11 protein-coding genes are annotated in these 19,434 nt (G+C 41.2%); 9 read left to right on the forward strand and 2 right to left on the reverse strand.

Features of this window, described 5'->3' with window-relative positions; genetic code table 11:
* Positions 1-117: 117 nt before the first annotated feature.
* A complete protein-coding gene (locus tag KXQ82_RS19290) occupies positions 118-3,282 on the forward strand; it encodes a SusC/RagA family TonB-linked outer membrane protein (protein WP_219490352.1) in 3,165 nt (1,054 codons plus the stop codon).
* Positions 3,283-3,300: 18 nt separating this feature from the next.
* Positions 3,301-5,166 (forward strand): RagB/SusD family nutrient uptake outer membrane protein, encoded by a 1,866-nt coding sequence (locus tag KXQ82_RS19295; protein ID WP_219490354.1) that lies wholly within the window; start codon positions 3,301-3,303, stop codon positions 5,164-5,166.
* Positions 5,167-5,371: 205 nt separating this feature from the next.
* Here the strand turns inward: KXQ82_RS19295 and KXQ82_RS19300 are convergent, their stop codons facing one another.
* Positions 5,372-6,259, reverse strand: coding sequence for an AraC family transcriptional regulator (locus tag KXQ82_RS19300; protein ID WP_219490356.1), 888 nt, complete (start codon positions 6,257-6,259; stop codon positions 5,372-5,374).
* 598 nt (positions 6,260-6,857) lie between these two features.
* On the opposite strand from KXQ82_RS19300, the gene KXQ82_RS19305 reads away from it, so the two are divergent.
* The 6 genes from KXQ82_RS19305 to KXQ82_RS19330 all read left to right on the forward strand — a co-directional run bounded on the left by KXQ82_RS19305 (position 6,858) and on the right by KXQ82_RS19330 (position 17,553).
* A complete protein-coding gene (locus KXQ82_RS19305; protein ID WP_219490359.1) occupies positions 6,858-10,019 on the forward strand; it encodes a SusC/RagA family TonB-linked outer membrane protein in 3,162 nt (1,053 codons plus the stop codon).
* Between the two features lie 12 nt (positions 10,020-10,031).
* Positions 10,032-11,957, forward strand: coding sequence for a RagB/SusD family nutrient uptake outer membrane protein (locus KXQ82_RS19310; RefSeq protein WP_219490361.1), 1,926 nt, complete (start codon positions 10,032-10,034; stop codon positions 11,955-11,957).
* Positions 11,958-11,959: 2 nt separating this feature from the next.
* A complete protein-coding gene (locus KXQ82_RS19315; protein ID WP_219490363.1) occupies positions 11,960-12,979 on the forward strand; it encodes a hypothetical protein in 1,020 nt (339 codons plus the stop codon).
* A 191-nt stretch (positions 12,980-13,170) separates the two neighbouring features.
* Complete coding sequence (locus KXQ82_RS19320; protein ID WP_219490365.1) at positions 13,171-15,663, forward strand: Ig-like domain-containing protein; 2,493 nt, start codon at positions 13,171-13,173, stop codon at positions 15,661-15,663.
* A gap of 82 nt (positions 15,664-15,745) precedes the next feature.
* Positions 15,746-16,588: an alpha/beta hydrolase gene (locus KXQ82_RS19325; RefSeq protein ID WP_219490367.1), complete on the forward strand. Its 843-nt coding sequence runs from the start codon at positions 15,746-15,748 to the stop codon at positions 16,586-16,588.
* A 428-nt stretch (positions 16,589-17,016) separates the two neighbouring features.
* Positions 17,017-17,553 carry an AidA/PixA family protein gene (locus KXQ82_RS19330; protein WP_219490369.1) on the forward strand — a complete coding sequence of 179 codons (537 nt, stop codon included), beginning with the start codon at positions 17,017-17,019 and terminating at the stop codon, positions 17,551-17,553.
* Positions 17,554-17,619: 66 nt separating this feature from the next.
* On the opposite strand, the gene KXQ82_RS19335 is transcribed toward KXQ82_RS19330, so the two are convergent.
* A complete protein-coding gene (locus KXQ82_RS19335; protein ID WP_219490372.1) occupies positions 17,620-17,991 on the reverse strand; it encodes an iron chaperone in 372 nt (123 codons plus the stop codon).
* A 149-nt stretch (positions 17,992-18,140) separates the two neighbouring features.
* Between KXQ82_RS19335 and KXQ82_RS19340 the strand changes: the two genes are divergently transcribed.
* Positions 18,141-19,433, forward strand: coding sequence for an asparagine synthetase B (locus KXQ82_RS19340; RefSeq protein WP_369412494.1), 1,293 nt, complete (start codon positions 18,141-18,143; stop codon positions 19,431-19,433).
* Position 19,434: the final 1 nt, after the last annotated feature.

Consider the following 19,434-nt stretch of genomic DNA (forward strand, 5'->3'; position numbering starts at 1 on the left):
TAAAGCAAGGCGAAAATTGTTGGCGTATTGCAGTAACCTGCATAATGCTCTCCCAATTTTTCTACCCTATGTGATTTGGGCTAAATGAGTATAAACACCAATTATTAAACATAAACTATGAGCAAAAAATTACTCTCACGAAAAGTTTCACTGAAAAAAGGAGTGGCTCTGCTTATTGCCCCTGTTTCTTTATTACTTGCGCTATCAGCACAAGTGTATGCTGTCAGTACAAACAACTTGCGTAGCACGGCAATGATCAACAATGTTGCTGATGTGCAGTTAACAGGAACGGTAGTTGACCAAAAGGGCGAAACTATGCCAGGCGTTACCATCAGGGTTAAAGGTTCATCTAAAGTAACCTCTACTGATGTTAACGGCGTTTTTAAAATAAGCCTTAGCAATGGCGAGAATGTATTGGTTGTTACTTTTATCGGCTATAAAACCCAGGAGGTTTTGGTAAGCGGTAAAACGTCGGTTAAAATAATTTTGGAACCGGGTACCTCCTCACTGGATGAAGTGGTGGTAATAGGTTATGGCACTATAAAGAAAAGAGACCTTACAGGCGCCGTTTCTTCTGTTAGTGGCACTGATATATCCATGAACCCCGTAAGCAATCCTCTGGAAGCCTTACAAGGCCGCGTAGCAGGCTTAGATGTACAACGATCAAGCGGGCAAGCCGGGGCTGCCCCGGTTATGCTGATACGTGGTAATAGATCTGTTTATAAAAACGATCCTACCAAACCTAATCAAAGCGGAACGCCATTATACATTGTTGATGGTATACAGGGTGATCCAACCTCCATTAACCCCGATGATATAGATCGTATAGACGTTTTAAAGGATGCATCATCAACCGCTATTTATGGCTCGCAGGGTGCTAATGGCGTTATTATTATCACTACAAAAAAAGCCAAAGCTGGTCAGGCTACAATCGATGTGGATAGTTACTACGGCATTAATGGTTTTGCATCATACCCAAAACCTTTACAGGGTGATAAATGGATACAATACTTACAAGACAGATATTTTGCGGCAAATGGTAAATACTCTACAGACATTATTAGCGATGTAAATTTACCCGGCTATGCCAGGGCGCCTGTTCAAAACGGGGATTATGTAGATTGGGTGCATGAAACCCTGAAACGCGGCGCTCAACAAAATCATCATATTGCCATACGCGGCGGATCTGAAAAGGTACAGGGGTATTTTTCACTGGGTTTAATAGATGAAAAAGGTATATACAAAGGTGATGAGGTGAAAAGCTACAACGCAAGAGCCGGCGCCGATGTTGAGTTTAATAAATTTATTAAAGCCGGTATCCAAAATACCTTTAACCTGCGTGATGGTTCTACCAGCAGCAGTGTTGTAAATAAAGCTTACGGTATGCTGCCTATTGGTACGCCTTACAATGCCGATGGCAGCGTTAACCGCTACCCTATAGGCGATGGCGTTACCCCCAGCCCAATAGCTAATTATGAGCCGGGTGTGTATCGTAATGAAAGTAAATTTTTCTATATGGCCATCAATCCTTACCTGGAGATTCATCCCATTTCAAATTTGTCAATACGCTCCAACCTGACACTTAACCTGGGATATACCCGTAAAGGAACTTTTGAAAACGAGAACTCTTATCAAAGCCTTTCCCAGGCGCTTAATTACAAGCAGGCCAGTTACAGCACCCAGTTGAATTACGGCTATATCTGGGAAAATATTATCAACTATAATTTAACCCTTCTTAAAGATCATACTATAACCTTAACGGGCATTACCTCACTCAGCGATTCAAAAACTGAAAAATCTGCCATAGCGGGCCAGGGTTTGGATTATGATGATTTTGCTTTTTATAATATGGGTGCTATATCACTTGTAACAAATAAAAGCAGTGAATTTAGCGGGCAAGATAGGTTATCGTTTGCCGGCAGGCTTAACTACAGCTATAAAGGCAAATATTTGCTTACCGTTACGGAGCGTTTTGACGGAGCTTCGCAATTGGTTAAGCAATGGGCCCAATTTCCATCTTTTGCACTCGGATGGCGCATTAGCGAGGAAGGTTTTATGAGAAATACCAAAAATTGGTTGAGTAATATGAAACTGCGGGGAAGTTATGGTATAGTAGGTAACTCAAATATTGATCCATACTCCAGCCAGTTAAAAGTAGTTTCTAACTCGGCGTCAACGCCATTAACGTTAGGTGGCTCTGCTACGTTGCCTATCTACGTTTTATCACAAACAGTTAACAGCCCGGATCTTACCTGGGAAAGATCATACAATACCAATGTGGGCCTGGATATGTCGTTCTTTAACGACCGTTTTGAATTTGTTGCTGAAGCCTATTATACCGATACCCGTGGCTTATTATATGATTTGCCGCTGCCTTCAAGTTCCGGCGGATTTGATGCCAAAAATGTTTACAAAAAAACCGCGAATGTTGGTAGTTCAACAACCCGGGGATTTGAGTTGACTGCATCAGGGCAACCTATCCGCACCAAAGATTTTAAATGGAACTCTACCTTGACTTACACCCGTGCAGAAGAGCGCCTTACCAGCCTTGATCTGGGTAACTCGGTTACCGCTTCGCAATTGATATCGCTAAATTTATTTATCGGAAGTCCGCTCTATACGCTTTATGGCTATAAGAAAATTGGTATATGGCAAACGGACGAAAAAGACGAAGCTGCTAAATATGGTGCCAAACCTGGCGATATGAAAATAAGAACAGTTCCTATCATCAACAGCAGTGGTGTATCGGATGAAGGCGTGCATACTTATAATGTTAACAATGATAAGCAGGTAGTTGGTCATCAAAATCCCGATTGGTCGCTTGGCTGGCAAAATACGTTCACTTACAAAAATTTCGACCTGAATGTTTTTATAAACATGCGTTACGGCCAAACCATCAATGCGCAAATTTTGGGTTATTACAACAGTACCGCCCAGCCTGAAACTTACAATTATTGGACACCAAGCAACCCAAGTACTGATTTTCCGCAGCCATCTACAGGCAGTACCATCAATTCAACCTCAGCAACAGGTTTTGGTGCAGGTTTATCCCTGGTTGACGGCTCGTACATCAAGATCAAGAATTTAACCTTAGGTTATACATTGCCAAAGAAAATTGGTTCGAAGGTTGGCTTATCAAGGTTGAGGGTTTATGGCACAACCTATAACCCGTTCATTTTTACCAAAAGCAATATGTTAAAAGGGGTTGACCCCGAATCGGGCGGAACGGATTCTTTTCCGCTGTACAAACAAATTGTGTTTGGCCTTAACCTAACCTTTTAATTAATTAAAAATATAACAATGAAAAAATTATATAAAAGAGTGCTAATTGCCTTCGCGGTTATTTGCAGCCTCAACTTATTTTCATGTAAAAAAGTGTTGGACGAGTATAACCCCAGCGGTGTTACGCTCGATTTGGCTTATAACAATAAAACCGGGTATGAGGGTTTAATTAATGCCTGCTACACCGATATGTATTTCTTTTACGGAAAGGTTGATTGGATTGGCCCCTCTGAAATGGGGACGGATCTTTGGCAGGGATTTAGCTCAACAGATAATGGGTTAACAATATACGACAATACCCTTAATACAGGCTATGGCACTATAAAAACGTGTTGGGGTGGCTGGTATTCTTGTATTAACCTTTGCAATACCGCAATATCATATTCAAAAACTGTTAAAGGATACGCTACCCCTGCCGATGTAAATGCCAAAGTTGCCGAAGCCTATTTTATGCGTGCCTGGTGTAATTTTAATTTGGTAGAGCAATTTGGCGGTGTTGTTTTACGTACAGAATCATCTGCTGTTACCGGTGTAGAACTCGCGCCTGTGCGCAGCAGCGAAACCGCGTTTTATGATCTTATTATTTCCGATCTTCAATTTGCCTGCGCAAATTTGCCCCTTAGCCAAACATTACGTGGCAGGGTAGCAAAAAAAGCGGCTTACGCCATGCTGGCAAAAGCATGCCTGCAACGTACCCGTTTGGGCGATGTTCAAAAATACGCTAAAATGGCGCTTGATGCGTCGGAAGAACTGATCAATAACCAGGCAAAATACGGTTGTGCACTTTATCTGAGCGATGCTGCCAAATCGGGTTTTGCTAAAGAGTTTGATAACAAAAACAACAAAAACAATTCCGAATTTCTGTGGGTACAAGCTATAGATGTTAACGGTAACAACCCCGATTTCTTTAACCGTGGCCGTACACACCAATACTATTTGCCGGATCTTGGTGGCAAAGGTTTAGACTGGGGACAAAGCGGTACCAGTATTTTGTACGGCCGGGCAAACGCAAGGCAATACAAACCCAGCAGCTATTTGCTTACAAAAATATTCGACCCGCGCGAAAACACACCCGACACCCGTTTTGCCAACACATTCTTTTATAAATTTTATGCCACAAACGATAAGTTGATTACCCCGGCTATTGTTACAACTTATCAAAAAGATCCTTCGCTTGCAAACAAAACCATATTAGGCACCGCGGCATTTTACAGCGGACCCGATTATTATTTAGGTACGGGAGCAACCCTCGAGGAAGAAAAAAACATGACAAATGATGCCGGTTTATCGGTTTTTACACCCAACTGGAATATACCGGCAGCAACAAAAAAGAGTATGCTTTGTCTTGTTGCCGATCCGAGCGATTTGTTTGATGCTACCGGCGCTTACAAAACAACCGTACCCGCAACCGAGGTTAACCTGACAAGTATTTTCCCTGCATTGCGTAAATTTTCGGGCAAGTTCTATTCACAAACTAACCAACAATGGTTGGGCGATTTTGGTATCCTGCGTTTAGGCGAAACCTATTTGATAGCTGCCGAAGCCGCGCTTTTATTAAATAACGACCAGGCAAAAGCTGTAGGATATGTAAATACAATAAGAAAACGTGCCGCGCTAACAACCCGCGAATCAGAAATGGTTGCATTGCCATCTGAGATGACAGTTAGCTACATTTTGGCCGAACGCGGAAGGGAACTGGCCGGCGAACACACCCGCTGGATAGATTTGAAACGTACCGGAAACTTATCCAAAACGTATTTGCAAGCAACTAACCCTATTGTAGCTGTAAATTTTGATCCGAATAAACATATAGTAAGACCTATTCCGCAATCGTTCCTGGATGCAATTGTAAATGCCAAAGATTTTGGAACGAATGGTTATTAGCAAAACAATGGTATACAACCAATAACAATGTTTAGCTAATGCTGGTGATTGGTTCCTGCATTATTTTCTCATAATTTGGTTTGCAAGCCTGTAAGAAATTACAGGCTTTGCTATTTTATAAAATTTAAAAAAGGATAAGGCATAAAAATGGCCCGCGATACTACGGGCCATTTTTATGATATGAAGAAAATATTACCTGCTTAAATTAAGCAGGCATTTGCTGCCCGGGGTTGTATTGTTGCTTATACTCGAACGGTGTAGTTTTGGTGATCTTTTTAAAATGGCGGTAAAAGTTTGATATGTTGTTAAAACCACATTCATAGCATATCATAATTGTTGATCGCTTATTTTCTATCAACAACCGGCATGCGTGGCTTATGCGTATCTCGGTTAAAAAATCAGTATAAGTTTTATTCATCATCAGTTTAAAATATCTGCAGAATGAAGTAGTACTTAAATGACATATTGAGGCAACTTCTTCCAGCGAAATATCCCGGCGGTAATTGGCCAGCGTATGCGAACAAACTTTGTTAAGGCGTAATGTTTCGCTTTCGTTTGACTGATAGTATTCATTTCGCGATAGGGTAATGTTGGCGTATTCATCCGTTTCGGCCAGTATCTTCAGTATCGAAACCAAAATTATTATCCTGTCAAAATTTTCCGCGGTCAATGCCTTTTGCATTAATTCAATTACCCTTACTTTGGCAACACCTTCTATCATCAAACCATTTTTTGCTTTTTCAAATAATTTAGGCAACAAGTACGCTTCGGGTAATTGTAGTAATTCGGCGCCCAGGCAATCCGGTAAAAAGTGCATCACAATAACCTCCACATTCAAGTTAGGGTTATTGTTAAAATATTCGTCTTTACTGCGCCATGAGTGTGGCAGGTTTCCGCCAACCAAAACAAGTTCGCCGGGTAAAAAATTGCGGATATTATCCCCGATAAACCTCACCCCTTCGCCACGGATAACATAGTGTAATTCCAGTTCAGGATGGTAATGCCATATGCCACGGAATGATGATAAAATATCATGTCGTACGTTAAAACAATTTTGTGGTTTTAAATCAATTTTCAGGTAGTGCGGCTTCATTAAATTCAGGCTTTTTTAAGATTTAAAATTTATCGTTTACCGAAGATGGTTTTTTATGTTTTTCTACTTAAAAATAATAAAATTTATACGGATTTATAAATAAAATCAGATTTATTTTTCAATTAAATATAGCGCTGTTGTTTAATGATAAAATTGTACAAAGAATAGACAAATGAGAGTAAAGAATAACATAAATGATACATTAAATTTGCTTAAGCCAATAAAAAATGAGATAAACCGAAATTGATTTCTGATTTATTACCTATGTCTATAGTGTAGTAAAGCAGGCTTATTTATTGCTTATTAATTCATAATTTATAAATATTATATTTTATGATATTTGAAAAATATTGCCTTGAAAATTGCTTTATACAGGTGCTTTTTAGTACGTAAACAAGGTTGAAATATTAACAATTCAATACCCATAAAACAAACAGGTGATAAGCCGGAATTGAACAGGTTTTATTTCTTTGAATTGAGCTAAAAATATACTGTGAAATTGTTGTCAAGCCCCGGATATCCTGGTATCTGGAATTGCAAAATATAACCCCGTTCTGCTTTTTTATAACCCAATTATAGCCACCAAAAACAAACACGAATGAGAATGAGATTTTTACCAAAACTAATGGGCCTTTTCTTGTTGACCCTGCTTTTTTGCGCATCCTCGTATGCGCAAATAGTTAAAGTAACAGGTGTTGTTAAAGACGACACGGGCCAACCGATGCCTGGTGTTAATGTAAGCGTTAAGGGCAAGCCCAGTAATGTATCAACCAATAAAGATGGTATGTATGTTATACAGGCCGACCCTGCAAACGATGCTTTAGTATTCTCTTTTATCGGTTACAAAAGGCAAACCATAAGCCTCGATAAAAGGGCTACGCTGAACGTTTCCATGGACACAGATCAGGGTAAACTTGATGAAGTAGTAGTTATAGGATACGGTACTAAAAAAAGATCGCAGGTAATTGGCGCGGTAGCAACCATTAATGCGGAAGAAATTGCTGATGTACCTTCACCGGATATTGCCGGTGCCTTGCGTAACCGTATTGCGGGCGTGGGGGTTAGCGCGGTATCAGGCGCACCGGGTGCGGCCATTTCCTTAAACATCAGGAGTGCTCGTATATCAGGTACAGCAGCTACCGTAGGCGCTACTACAGAGCCATTATATGTAATTGATGGTATCACATCATCACAAAGCCAGTTTGATATGCTGGACCCCTCAATGGTTGAAGACATCACTATTCTGAAGGATGCTTCTGCCGCTATTTATGGTGCCAGCGGCTCAAAGGGGGTAGTGCTTGTTACTACCAAAAGAGGTAAAATAGGTAAACCTAAATTTAGTTATAATGGCTACGTGGGTTATAATGACGCCAGCCGTAAAGCCGAAATGATGTCAGCTTATCAGCTGGCTCAGACAATTAATGATATGTATGATCAGCAGGGATTTAAAAGTGAATCGGGTTATTTTACCAATGCGGATCTGGAATATTTAAAAACGCATAATTACAAAAGTTGGTTTGACGAAATATGGCAGGCATCTGTAGTTCAAAGGCATAATTTAACGATGAGCGGCGGTACAGATAAGCTTACATTTTTTGTAGGAGGCTCTTTTCAAAATAATAATGCAAACTACAAAGGAACTTACTATAACCAAAAATATAGCATGCGCAGTGGCATCACTGCAACCTTTTCTGAGTCTTTTAAAGCCGATATTGGTTTTAACATAAATTATAATAAGCAGTACACTAACCTGCCGGTAGGCGCCAGCGATCAGAATTATGTAACAGCGCTGCTGGGCGTGCCTGAATGGGTACCATTGCAAATGAATGGATTGCCGGTAAACTTTAACAGTGTGAAAAATCCGCTGGCGCAGGCACAGTCAGGCTTTTATGACTATTCAACAGCATCCAGCTATACCTTAAACACATCTTTAATATTTACCCCCAAGGCTATACCTGGGCTAACCTTACGTGCTCAAATCGGTCAAACCAGTAGCTGGGGCGGCGGAGAGAAATACGAGGCCCCGTACAAACAATACACCTTTGCAACATCAGGTAGCAACGGCTTGTTTTACAGAGACTCGGTTACATCTGTATCAGACGGTGTGTCAATGGCAAGCTCAAGGCTTACCCCTAAATTAAGCAAAGGCACAAGCTACCAGGGTAACATAACCCTTAACTATGCCAAAACATTCGGTAAACATAGTTTCAGCGCGCTTGTTGGTGGGGAGCAATCTCAGTCGAACAGTTCAGGCCTTAGCGTTTACTGGACAGGCCAACAGGTTGCTAATCAAACAGATTTTTGGGCCTTTAATGCCGCTGCATTCACCAATAATGGATACAGTTTGAGTGAAAGCCTGAAGCAATCTTTTTTCGGTCGCTTTAGCTATGATTATCAAAAGAAATACCTGATTGATGGTGTAGGCCGTTTTGATGGCTCAGCCAACTTTGCTAAAGGGAATGTTTGGGGCTTTTTCCCTAACGTAGGTGTAGCATGGATAGTATCCGAAGAGAATTTCTTTAAAAATGCATCAAAGCTCAACTTCGTCAGTTTCCTTAAAATAAAAGCCAACATAGGCTTAACAGGCGATGATCGTGTAGATAATCGTTTATGGCAAGCTAACTACTCGTTAGATTTAGTAAATGGTGGTTATTTATTAGGTAATGCAAGTGCTATAGGCCCATCGTTCAATCCAAGCAAAATACCTAATCCTGATATTACATGGTCAAAAAAACGCACATATAATATAGGTTTGGAAACAGCCTTCTTCAATGGCAAACTTTCATTCGGGTTTGATTATTTTCATGATTATACTTATGATGATTTTGATAAGAATAACGATTCAAACTTCCCTCAATATGCAGGTTTTGCTGCTCCGGTAATTAACCATTATGAGCAACATACTTATGGTACAGAGTTTACATTTGGCTATAACGGCAAATTAGCTAAAGATTTTACCTTTAGCAGCAGTTTAAATTTTGGCTTTACCAACGGTTATACCAGCCAGGTTTATGGAAACCCGTTCCAGTTATTTGAGAACACACCCGAAGACTGGCAAATAGAATTAGGTACTAACCGTAACGTTTACAATAGCTCTAATATTGGGTTGATTGCAAAAGGTATACTGAGAACACAAGCTGATGTTGACGCGTTGCTGAAACAATATCCTAACTATACATTACCTAACGGCAGCGCTAACGTAGTGCCCGAAGTAGGTTGGTTGTATTATGAGGATACCAACGGTGATGGTAAAATTACCGATAAAGACCAGGTGCCGCTTTATAAAAATGGTACTGATCCTATTATTACTTTAGGCTCAACCCTAAGCTTAAACTATAAAGGCTTCCAACTCAGAACCAACTTTGTTGCTAAAATAGGCGGTCATGAAATGCTTGACTCAAAAGTAGTAAATGATAAACCGAGCATAACCCACAACGTACCTGCTATATGGGGCGATCACTGGTCGAGATCAAACCCTAATGGCAAGTTCCCAAGCATAACAGACCCTACATCTGGCCTCGAATCAAGTTTTTGGATGGTTGACGCAACGATGATACGTATCAACAATATGTCGTTGGCTTATACTATACCAGCCAGCATATCTCAACGCGCCGGTATCTCAAATCTGAGGTTCCTGCTTACAGGCAATAACTTATGGGTAATTAAAAATCCACAACCATTTAAAGATCCATATTCCGGGCACATGGTTGATTATCCAACCATCAGAACTATTCAATTAGGCTTCGGCTTTGGTTTCTAAAATATTTTTCACATGAAAACAGTAAAAACTAAATACAAAAAAATAACCAAAAACATGGCTGCGCTATGTGTGGTTGCCCTGGCAGTTGCCGGTTGCAAACAAGACTTTATTGTACCATCGCATGATAAGATAGCCGATGAGGTATTGTGGCAGGATCCGGGTGCTGTTGGTTTGTTTCTTAACGGTACTTACCTGCTAAATATGCCGGATTATCCGTTAGAATCGACCCCTTTTATCTGGGAGTTTGCAAGCGATGAAAGCATTGGATCTGTAACTGATGGTAGCTTGAAAAAAGTAATGGGTATTGGCTCATACATTGGTGTTAACGATGTAAAAATTATTGCTAACAAACCCCAGGGTAATAACAGGGGCGATAACAGGTATTTTGATATAGCCCGCTGTAACCTGGGGCTTTACAATGTTCCTACCAGTCCGTTTACTAAGGATATTAAAGATCAGTATATGGGCCAGTTTTTTGCATTGCGTGCAATTGCTTACTTTGAACTGACCAGGCTTTACGGTGGTGTTCCGCTTAATTTAAAACCACAAGATCCAACTAATGTTGACTATTCAGGCCGTAAAAGTGCTAAGGAATGTATTAATGCCATTGTGAGCGACCTGGACAGCGCAGCAGCAAGATTAGCTAATGCCAATTTCAGAACAGCAGTGGATTGGGGCCGCCTGGATAGGCTTGCCGCCTTATCTCTTAAAGGAAGGGTATTATTAACATGGGCCAGCCCACAGTTTAACCCGGTTAATGATGGTTTACATCCATACGATGCAACACGCTGGACAACAGCTTTAAAGGCAAATGAAGAGGCTTACAATTTATGTGTAAACTCTGGCCTGAAATTGATGCCGTATGCCAATATATTTACTACAGAAGGGCCAGGTAATACCGAAGCTATTATAGTAAAAGAATACTCAAGCACGCTTGAAAAAAAATATAACGGAGTTGAAACAAGGGTACGCCCGGGTGGTGTTGCCGGTGGCTCGCCTTCAGATTATTATGTAGCATCGCAAGCCATGCTGGATGCTTATCCAATGGCAGATGGTACCCCGGCTTTGGCCTCGGATGGCGTTACGCCCATAAATGGTTATGACCCGGATATGTATTTCTTAAATCGTGACCCGCGTTTTGCCCAAACCATCGCTTATAATGGAGCACAATGGAAGTTGAGTGGTATAGCTAACCGTACACAATGGAACTATACTGCAGAGATTGACGGTGGCGGTGGTAAGCCGTTTTACTGTAAGCGCTTCTCTAACCCGGATGTAGTACCCCCATTTACAGTTGTAGGTGATAAAGGAGCCGGTGGTGTAGACTGGATTGAACTACGCTTTGCCGAAGTGTTGATGAACTATGCAGAATGTTTAAATGAAACCGGCGATTTGACAGCATCTAAAAACCTGATTAGAGATTTACGCAAAACACGTGGCATTGTAATTGGCGCTAATGATTATGGCCTCAACCTGGCTACCAACAAAGACCAAATGCGCGATCTGATCATGAATGAGCGTATGGTAGAATTTGCATTTGAGGGTAAACGCGGCTGGGATTTAAGAAGAACAAGGAGACTGGATAAGCTAAATGGTAAATTTTTGTATACGTATGGTGAGCAAATTTATCCTATAGATACCAAGAATGCGGTTTATATAGCCAAAAAAGCAACGTTAGAAGAAATTATACCCGGCCAAAGTACCCTTCGCAGGCGCGATACCTTGCAGGTATCTAAAAGGAGCAGTTATCGGTATTTCTTCCAGCATCCAACTGTTAGTACAGGCGCAAACAGATTTGGCGATTTGACTAATCCGATTGCTGTTCCTGCAAACCAGTGTTATTTCTGGCCACTACCAACGGCATTTTTACAATCATCACCAACGTTAGACCAAACAATTGGTTGGGAAAACGGAACTTTTGATCCATTAAAAAATTAACAATGAAAAAAAATATTTCACTTATAATCATTATAGGCTTTGCCATAGTTTTTGGCTCTTGTAAAAAAGAGGGGCCAAACATCTTCAATATGTTCACAGACGTTAAAGTTGAATTTAGCAATGCTGATCCACGCAATATTGTAGATTATAAACAGGTTAAAGTAGGCGACGAGGTGTGGATTGATTATACCATAACATCTGACAAAGACGATATGTATGGTGTGTACCTGCTGGAGGTAGGTAACTCTACCCCGGTACTTAAAACCGTGCTTGATCCAACTATGCGCAGGGTAGCTACAGGCCATATTGTGCTTAACCCGGCCCGCACAGGTTTAATTAGCTATCGCATTTACCCTGTAGATAAGATAGGCGTTTACATGGGCGATGGCTATAAAAAGCTTACCATAGAGGTGATAAACGATTTAAGTTTTGTAACCGAGCGATATGCCGAAATACCTAACCCTTACATCAAAATTGATTCGTTAACCGGGAACTATAATTACGTTTATCCTATTTCAATTCCAAATTATGCTGCTACCGCACAAAGTTTCTTTTCGTTAACTGATGCACAAGCTTATTCGTATACAGATGGTGCAGCCAACTCGGCAAAAATAGACCTGGGTATATATTACAAACCAACGGTAACAAGAACGGTAAACGCTACTACGGGTGTTGTTACAATTACTAACGTTGCTCATTATTATTTTTATTCACCAGGGGTTTCACCATCACCGGTACCTCCAACCCTCGGATTTAATTTTTCAGGGTGGACTGCAAAAGGGACTACCTTTAGTGCAGCCCAGGCAAATACGGTATTTACAGGTTTTAAAACCGGGCAACAAGTTGCTGCTGCCGGTGCAAAAGTAGCCGTAAACCTTACTAACCCGGAGTTTGTAGCTGGTAGTGCCTACTATTTTAAAACTACAGACGGTAAATATGGTATAATATGGGTTCATGACAATGGCTTCGACAGAACACGTGACAGGCCTTATGCTAACTTTTGGATAAAAATGCAGATGTAGTACAAAAATATATTAGTAATAATATAACCTCAATGGCATTGTCCCTAACTCCGGGCCGGCTTGTGAAAAAACAATTCACTCGCCGGCCCGGATTGTTAAAAAGACTTTTCCCCGTAACAGAAATGATACCAACACGCGCTCACATCGATCTTAAATTTGCTTCTTCTGCTTTTGATAAACAATAAATAATTATGAAACATTACACAACCCTGTTTGGTATTGCTTTAAGCCTGCTGTGCCCCGCTTTACTATCAGCTCAATCATCATCCCCAATTTTAAAAGTTGATTTAAACACAGCAGATCGTACTGCCCGTGAGGTTAATGAGCTTGGCTTTACTGCATGGCCAATTAAAGCAGGCATGGCCGATACCATAACCTTAAAGGGGATAAAAATTATATTTACTAAGAAAGGCGAAAACGGCACAGGCCTTATCGCGGGTTATTATAAAACAGCAGTGCAGGCACCTTATTATGCCCGTTTGGCAGGCGATGGCTTGTCGGTAAAAAATGGTAGTGCCGGTGCGCAGATAGAAATGCGCATCATTGGCCTTCCTGCGGGCCCGCATACATTGCTTACTTATCACAATAATATTGAAGGTAACAAACCTAATGTGTTTGCACCTATCAACATTTACGTCAACGGAAAATTACAGTTTGATAAGCTTACCCCCTCTTTTCGCGTACACGAAAACTCAGATAGTAAATCGGCATACCTGAAATTTGAAACTCAAAAAGGTAAAGATGTTGTTATACTTTTCGAGGCAGACCCCACATCAGCTGCAACTAATAAAAATATCATCATCAATGGATTTGAGCTTAACACACCCAATGTTATTGATATGGCACGCCTGCCCCATCCGCTGAATGCCGATGAACATGCTGACGCTGATAATAATAACCTGCAGTTAAGCTGGGCAGCGGCAAACAATGCAGCATCGCACGATTTGTATTTCGGTACCGATTCTGCATCCGTGGCTACGGCAACCCATGCATCAGCATTATTTAAAGAAAACTTAAAGAAAACTGCATACGCCATTGGTAAAGTATACAGTATGCTTAGCTATTACTGGCGTGTAGACGAAATAGACGCTTCCGGAAAATTGACCAAAGGTAATGTCTGGTATTTCAGGCCGAGGCAACTTGCTTTTACTGATGCCGAAGGTTATGGCCGTTTTGCGCGTGGTGGCCGTGGCGGTAAAGTGGTTGAGGTTACCAACCTTAATGATGATGGCCCCGGCAGCTTACGCGAAGCCGTTACAAAGGATATTGGCCCGCGTACCATTGTTTTTGCAGTGTCGGGTATAATACAATTAAAATCGCGCCTGGTACTACGCGATAAGTATGTAACCATAGCAGGGCAAACAGCGCCGGGAAAGGGTATCTGTATCAGCAGGGCGCCGCTTGGCATTGTAGCTGATGACGATATTATCCGCTTTATGCGTGTTCGTGTTGGTACCGGCATAACTTATGATGGCATGGGCATTACCGGCGCCGATAACAGCATTGTTGATCATTGCTCCATAAGCTGGAGTATTGATGAAGCCTTTAGTTCACGTGGGGCGCATAACATTACACTGCAACGTACATTGATATCCGAAGCGCTTAACGTTGCCGGGCACGATCATTACGCGGTTGGTAAAGCCCATGGCTTTGCTGCGAGTATAGGCGGCGAGGTAGGTAGCTTTCATCATAACCTGCTGGCCAATTGCTCGGGCCGTAACTGGAGCCTGGCAGGCGGCGCGGATGGTGATGGAAATTATCTTGGTAAGATGGACATCCGTAACAACGTGGTGTATAACTGGGATACCCGCACTACAGATGGCGGCGCGCGCGAAGTTAACTTTGTAGGCAACTATTATAAACCAGGCCCATCAACTACATTTATGTACGCCTTAAACGCGCAGCATGAAGGTTATGGAGGTGGCAAACAGCAGTACTTTTTTGATGGCAATGTAATGCCGGGCCATTTTGATGAAAACAACCAAACTGCCGGACGCAAACAAACCGGCAAGGCCGACTATGAAACCTTTTTAAATAAAGAGTTTTTTATACCGTATGTAAAAACTCAAAGCGCTGTTGATGCCTATAAAGATATTTTATCTGATGTAGGCTGTAACCAACCTGTATTTGACGATCATGACATCCGCATTATTAACGAAACGGCTACAGGTACCACAACGTTTAAGGGCAGCAAATCGGGCAAAGCCGGTTTGATCGATTCGCAAAATGATGCGGGCGGCTGGGAAGATTATCCCGAAGTACATCGCCCGGTAACTTTTGACAGCGACCACGATGGTTTGCCCGATTGGTGGGAAAGCATCAAACAGTTAAATATTCACTCTGCAAAAGGCGACTTTGCAGATGCGACCGCCGACCCGGATAAAGATGGCTTTACAAACCTGGACGATTATTTGGAATGGATGGCAAAACCGCATTTTGTTACAGATGTAAACAAGCCTGTTGTTATTAACCTTAGGCAATTCACTTACGGTTATACTGATAAACCTGTATTTACCACATCGGCTGTTATAAATGGCAAGGTGAAAATGCAAAGCAATGGCACTGCTCAATTTGTGCCGGATAAAGCGGGCTTGGGTTCATTTAAATTTACAGTTACTGATGCCGCCGGCAGCACATTTACCAGGCAGATCAATATTGCAACAGGTACTGATATTTTAAAATAATTGTATAAACACAAAGGTTGTTTTTTTAACAACCTTTGTGTTTATTATATATAATGTGCTTGTGAGGTTAGCCTGCTTACTTATGTTTTTTTTATTGATAAGGGAGTTGGTAGTAGCACAAATACCGGCACCCGGAGGCTATGAACTGCATAAAGATATTGTTTACACAACAGCAGGCAACTGGCAGGGGCGGATGGATATTTATTCGCCGGCAACAACACCTAAAAAAGCATTACCGTTAATTATTTATATACACGGTGGTGGTTGGGTGCATGGCAGTAAAGAAGAAGAGAAATGGTTTAGTATATTTTTCAAGAAAGAATATGTAATAGCCAATGTAGAATACCGCATAGCAAACCAGGCGCCTGCACCCGCGGCAATACAAGATATTAGGTGCGCATTAATGTACCTGGCGCAAAACAACGCAAAATGGCATATTGATAAAGAAAGAATTGTTATTGCGGGTTCATCCGCCGGTGGCCATCTGGCTTTGATAGCAGGCTTGCTTCAAAATAATAACGTTTTTGATAATAATTGTACCCCGGTTCCATTACACATTGCCGGTATTATCGATAAGTACGGGCCAACAGATCTGGCCCAATGGGATGCCATGAAGAACCCGGGAAAGGCATCTTCATCATGGCTTGGGGGGCGGGGGAATGATTCAGTATTTGTGAGGTCATTATCTCCGGTATACTATGTTAATTATAATAGCCCTCCTGTATTAATTATTCACGGCGATGCTGACCATACCGTGCCTTACCAGCAATCCCTGCTGCTATTGGATAAACTAAAGGCTTTTGGTGTTAAAGTTGAAATGTATACTGCTAAAGGCGGCAGGCATGGCAATTTTAACGAAACGCAAAATAATGAGATAGAAAAACTGGCAAACGGTTTTGTAACTACCTGTACGCGAATATATTAAAAGATTCGTTTTTAGTACTTTCGCGATATATTTAAATCTTGGGTAAGTAACGGCAATGCTTATCTTATGGATTGCATTATCTGCTACCTCAAGCAGTCTTTTCTTTGCTATATGTATATTTAGTGTTAATATATTATAAATTAACGCTGTTTGTATTTTACATACTTTAAGTACTGTAATTAAGTAATTTATGTTAAATTTATTTATTGAAGTAATTTTACTTATTATATTATTTAGGTATTAATACTCTTTTTTAATAAATACTGCACCCCTACTTTTACAACGAAAATGGAACCCGGGAAATTCATTTTTATAATGTATTAGAAGTGGAATGCAGATACCACTCAAAAAAACGAGCCTACCTGCAAAGGCATACTTCAGGGGCGGATTTCGAAAAGCCAAACGAGTAGAAAAAAACTTAAACTAACATGTCAACAATTAATGTTTTAATCGCGGTAGATGGAGCATCATTAGCCTCACAAGTTTCTGATGGTAGCATTTCGGAAGGCTCAGCAAATTCACCAACTAATTTAGGGTCTTATGGCTCATCAAATGTTTTCATTTCAATGATAGCACCCAATAGCTTTGTTTGCAACAGCACTCAAGGGCAGTCTGAATTGCAGATCAGTGCAAATGGTGGTGATACCATTGAATGGGCTATAACAACGTTTGATAATAACTTTGATCAAACAGCATATTTATATGCAGGAGCTTTCAATCCGGCTACAGCTATAAATACACCTTTATCCTTTGCCTGCGGACAAGCCTATGCTTACCTTGCCTTAGGTAACCCGCCTTCAAGCAGTAATCCAACCAAATTTATAAACCAGGTGAGTACCGTTTCGGGCACAATACTGCAAATAGGTGTTACTATTCAATACACCTTATCTTTTGTTTTAGTAGATAATTCAAACGGTAATATTATTGGTCACTTTATGTGGGATCCGTTTATTGTTGTTAATTAATAACCACAAAAAAAAGCTGCTCCGTTTAATTGGCGCAGCTTTTTCAATTAACATTAGTTAGTTTAATTAAGCTTTAACTTTCTTAGCTGTTTTATTCAAATTCTCAAGTACCCTAAATTTTACCATATCAGTTATCAGCGCTAATGGTAGCGGTTTATCGATCGGGAACTGTACCGATCCTTTAGCATGTTTATACCCTGCTATCTCTTTCTTGAATTTCTCGATGCCTGAAGCTTTTGGATAAAAACCAATATGGTTGGCATAGCCTGCAAACCAAACCAACAGCCCATGCAATTTCATGGCCGGCATGCTGTAACTGATTACTTCTTCGGCCTGCGGTGCCGCTTTTTTAATGGTTTCGCGCACTTGTTGTAATAGCTTTTGGGTTTCAGTTGGGAAACCTGCTATGTACTCATCTATATCAACCGGTTTTTTCATAACTGGCATTTGGGTTTGATAGTGCAATATAATAAAAAAGCAACACCGGCATCAATAGTTGATCCGGAAAATATGTATCGGTAAAATTACGGTGCATTAGTTTGTCGCTTTGCAAAAGCTTCATTTATTGTTGCTTATATTTGGTAATAATGAAGCCTGCCTTAAAGTTTGTTTTATTTATCTCACTCCTGCTATCAGCATTTACCGGTTGGTCAACTTCTATTTTATTTCCGATGGATGACGTGCAGAAAGATCACCTCAAATCTTACGGTGTTGCCTTTTGGGTGCTTAAAGCCGGTGGCGAAGTTGACTGGCTGCTCAATTACCGTGGCGGCAGTTTTATGACCAAATATGATAAAAAGGTAGAAGACGAATGCAAGATACGCGGCGTAAGTTACGAGGTAATAAGCGATGCCGCTGTTAACCAAATCATCGCGCAAATAAATGATCCATCGGTAAATATGGACATTGTAAAGCTGGAGAAAGTGCCTAAAATTGCTGTTTACTCGCCAAAAAACAAAGGAGGCTTAGAGGATGCCGTGGTTTTGGTACTCAACTATGCCGAAATACCTTTCGATTATATATATGATGAAGAAGTACTGAAGGGCGATCTGAGCAAATACGACTGGCTGCACCTGCATCACGAAGATTTTACGGGACAGTACAGCAAATTCAGGAGTGGTGGCCGTGGTGGCTTTGGTAATGGTGGGCAAAGCCAGGGCGAATGGTATGCCGAAGACCGTAAAACCGAAGAAGCCAGGGCCGTTAAATTAGGCTATAAAAAGGTATCTAAAATGAAACTTGCCGTAGCGCAAACTATCCGCAGTTTTTGTGGTGGCGGTGGCTTTTTGTTTGCCATGTGTTCGGGGGCCGATAGTTTCGATATCGCGTTATCTGCCGTGAATACCGATATTGTTGATGTGAATTATGATGGCGACCCGCCTGATCCGAAAGCACAATCAAAGCTTGATTTTGGCCAAACCCTCGCCTTTCAAAACTTTGTTGTTGATGTTAGCCCCTACGGGCGGCAGTTCAGTAATATTGATGTATCGCGTACACGCCGTATTGATCAGGCGCATGATTTTTTTACCTTGTTTGATTTTTCGGCAAAATGGGATGTGGTACCCAGTATGCTTACGCAAGATCATGATAGGGTAATAAAAGGGTTTAAAGGGCTTGCAACCGCTTTTGATATCAGCAAGTTAAAGCCGAGCGTTACCATTATGGGCGAAATGAAGACCGCTAATGAGGCCCGCTATATACACGGCGAATTTGGAAAGGGCCAGTGGACATTTTACGGCGGACATGATCCTGAAGATTATCAGCATAGCCCTAACGAGCCGCCAACTGATCTTTCATTACACCCCAATTCGCCCGGTTACCGGTTGATATTGAATAATATCCTCTTCCCTGCGGCAAAAAAGAAAAAGCAGAAAACCTAAG

Origin of the sequence: Mucilaginibacter rivuli, assembly GCF_019391655.1 — a bacterium.
GTDB classification, from domain to species: domain Bacteria; phylum Bacteroidota; class Bacteroidia; order Sphingobacteriales; family Sphingobacteriaceae; genus Mucilaginibacter; species Mucilaginibacter rivuli.